The following is a 3,026-nucleotide window of genomic DNA, read 5'->3' on the forward strand; positions in this document are numbered from 1 at the left end:
CGCCGCCACTCAGCATTGGGCTGGAAAAGCCCGATCGCCTTCGAACGAAAGGTGGCTTAAACGAGCACCTGGGGCGGCACTAAAGCGTGACAGGTCCAACTCGCGCCTTTCTGGAACAGGGTCAGATAGGCAACCCCGCCTTCGGAAACGAGGTGAGCGCCTTCATCGCTGGCCCTGCCGGGCTTGGCATGATTCAGCAACTTGGTGCAGATAATTTCGCCTCGCTCACTGTAACGTCCGAAAGTTCGACGTCTCCGTCTGACGGGGCGATCTTTCAGGACGGCAACAGAAACCGCGGAACGCTGACTGTGAAAGGCATCAATGTCAGTGGCACGCTACGCCAGGTCGGAGATGACAACGTGAACAATTTGTCCGTGAGCGGCCAGAATTCATCGGTTGAGTTTACGTTTACGCAGGAGGGCACAGGGATCGTCAATTCTGGCAATTCTGGGTCCCCGGGTGTTTCGGTGTACACCAACGCTGGAAATGTCTCGATCACCCAAACCAATTATTGACGAAACGAGATCTTCATGATCACCCGTCGCGCCTTTGCACCGATAGCGGTCGCCATGGGACTTTGTTCCTGCCCCGCCATGTCTGAAACCATCTCTCCCGTCCTGCCCGAGATTGTGCTGACCCATTCAGACGACTCCCTCATGATTGAAGGCGTCGTCAGTGGCACGGGCCCCGCACAGGTTACCGCGACGCTGTCAATCGAACACGAAGGGAGTGGCGGGCGCATGAAAACGAGTCAGTCACGTGAATTGGACCTGACCACAGGCGCATCGCGCCTTCCTGTGGCATCAACAGGGTTGAACTTCGGCGAAGGCTCGCTTTTGTCAGTTGACCTCGTCGTTACGATCGGGGACACGATCATAGCCGAAAGTCGGGTGACCATCGGAGAGCGCGACTGACCCTTCCGCGGGAACATCAGAAGACGGTGGAATATTTGATGCGAAAGAGTGTTTTTGCGATTACGATTCAGGCTTTCTGCGTCGCAGCCGGCATGGCGGCCGCTCAGGATCGCGATGCGTTGATCGAGGCATTTGCACAAGAATGGTATCAGTTTGACCCCTCGCAGTCCACTGGGCAGGGGCCTTGCCGATTGATGCTGGGCACCGAGTCCACGAACTCGAACTCGCCTTTGCCCGCAGAAAGTCAGAACTGTAAGGACCCATTTGACGATCTGAGTGGCTGGACAGTCGAAAATGGCCAACTTGTTCTATTTGACGATGCCGGAAACAGGCTCGCCGAGTTGGGTGGTAACCAGCGCCGTCTTACAGGCACGCGCGCGGCTGACGGCTTGGGTATCGTGATCGAAAGAGCCAGCGGCGACGGAAGCAACACCGCGCTCGCACGTGCAGTGCAGCGCCACCGGTGCTATTACTTGGGCACCACTGATGCCTGTGCGCCAGAGACGGAATTGCAGCTGCCCGAGTTTCCTTCGGATGAGACAGGCTTGGCCGAAATCGAAACCCTGGGCAACCTTATGGTACGGGCGCAACCGCGCAGGGATGCCTCAAGCGTGGGAACGATTCCGCAGGGCACTTGTGTACGGGTCAACCAGTGTCTGACCGCCTCGGATGGAATCTGGTGTCGCGCCCGTTTCGGTGAGGTGGATGCTTGGCTGGCGAAAAGCGCCTTGCGCCAGGAAGAATGGCCGATCGTGACATTTCGTAACGGCTGCAGCGCGGAAGCTGAAGGCGATTGATACCACGGCCCCCCGACAGGGCAGCCAGCACGCCAGAGATGTCTGGCCCTTGCGGCGATTCTCATTGAATAGATGGCGCCAATCTTCCTGGCACGATCTTCACAAACGGCACTCTATCCGGTTTGGCGATCACTGCATGATTTTGCGGTCATGTAGATCCGCGAACCTCTTCCAATACGCCGGATCCAGAATATTACCTTGCCCTTGCCTAGGTCGAGAGCTTGGGTCAAGGTCTTCCGAAATGTCATGCCCCATGCCTCCTGTTACCATATTGCTTTGCACTGCGAATGGCGCACGGTTTCTGCCTGCGCAGTTGGCGTCCCTTGTTGAACAAAGCCATGAAAACTGGTCGCTCTGGATCAGCGACGATGGGTCTACGGACGACACCTGTACCATTCTGCGCACTTTCATGGATGCCCACAAAAAGACACATGACATCCGACTGGTCGCAGGGCCAGGGCAAGGGGCCGCGGCGAATTTCATGTCGCTTCTGTGTCGCCCGGAGTTGCCCTCCGGGTTGGTGGCCCTGTCGGATCAGGATGACGTTTGGCACCCTCACAAGCTCGAGCGAGCAGTTGCACGCCTGGAGGCGGTCGCTCATGGGCAACCAGCAATCTATGGCGCTCAAAGTGTGCATGTGGAGGAAGACCTCACACCCATCGGAAGGTCGCGCATGCCGCGCCGCGCCCCGAGCTTTGCCAACGCGCTGACCCAGAATATCATAAGCGGCCACAGCACCGTCCTGAACAGTGCCGCGCTTTCGCTCGTCCGCGCCGCAGGGAAGCCGGCGGGTATCGCCTATCATGACTGGTGGCTTTACCAGCTGATCATCGGTGCCGGCGGTGCGGTCCTGATCGATGCTGCGCAGGTGCTCTTGTATCGCCAGCATGCTGTCAATGTTCTGGGTGCGCATCGTGGATGGCGCGCCCGCCTCAAACGGCTCGCACTCGTCTTCGGAGGCGAGTACGGGCGCTGGATTGAGGGTCATACCCATGCGCTTGGCCAGGCCGAGTCATTGCTGACAGAAGAAAACCGGGAGATTCTCAACAATTTTCGTGCAGGGCTTGGCCGCGGCCCCTTGGGGTTGCCGCATGTATTGCGGTCTGGAGTTCATTCGCAAACGCGTGCCGGAACAGCACTGTTTTATCTTGCCGTTGCGTTGGCGCGGATCTGAGGGGACGAATGGCGATGGATTTGCGCTCCGGTTCTGCGTTGGTGCCCCAGCCAACCAGATCCATTTCGCCTGGCGTCATTCCGTCCGATGAAACCGACTTGCGCGGAAAAATGCGACTGGCGAAAATGACGCCCCTGCGAC

At 58.2% G+C, this 3,026-nt stretch carries 4 protein-coding genes; all 4 read left to right on the forward strand.

Going from position 1 to position 3,026, the window contains the following annotated elements; all coding sequences use genetic code 11:
• Positions 1-152 precede the first annotated feature (152 nt).
• The 4 genes from ACESL9_RS17710 (at position 153) to ACESL9_RS17725 (ending at position 2,885) form a co-directional block, all read left to right on the forward strand.
• Positions 153-515 carry a hypothetical protein gene (locus ACESL9_RS17710; protein ID WP_372675392.1) on the forward strand — a complete coding sequence of 121 codons (363 nt, stop codon included), beginning with the start codon at positions 153-155 and terminating at the stop codon, positions 513-515.
• Positions 516-530: 15 nt separating this feature from the next.
• A complete protein-coding gene (gene csgH, locus ACESL9_RS17715; RefSeq protein WP_372675393.1) occupies positions 531-914 on the forward strand; it encodes a curli-like amyloid fiber formation chaperone CsgH in 384 nt (127 codons plus the stop codon).
• 38 nt (positions 915-952) lie between these two features.
• Positions 953-1,711 (forward strand): SH3 domain-containing protein, encoded by a 759-nt coding sequence (locus ACESL9_RS17720; protein ID WP_372675394.1) that lies wholly within the window; start codon positions 953-955, stop codon positions 1,709-1,711.
• Between the two features lie 253 nt (positions 1,712-1,964).
• On the forward strand, positions 1,965-2,885 hold the full coding sequence (locus ACESL9_RS17725; RefSeq protein ID WP_372675395.1) for a glycosyltransferase: 921 nt from the start codon (positions 1,965-1,967) through the stop codon (positions 2,883-2,885).
• Positions 2,886-3,026: the final 141 nt, after the last annotated feature.

Origin of the sequence: Aquicoccus sp. (assembly GCF_041686535.1) — a bacterium.
GTDB lineage: Bacteria > Pseudomonadota > Alphaproteobacteria > Rhodobacterales > Rhodobacteraceae > Aquicoccus.

Coding starts and splice junctions, on each gene's coding strand:
- csgH (WP_372675393.1), top strand. CDS start 531: ATGATCACCCGTCGCGCCTTTGCACCGATAGCGGTCGCCATGGGACTT.
- ACESL9_RS17720 (WP_372675394.1), top strand. CDS start 953: ATGCGAAAGAGTGTTTTTGCGATTACGATTCAGGCTTTCTGCGTCGCA.
- ACESL9_RS17725 (WP_372675395.1), top strand. CDS start 1,965: ATGCCTCCTGTTACCATATTGCTTTGCACTGCGAATGGCGCACGGTTT.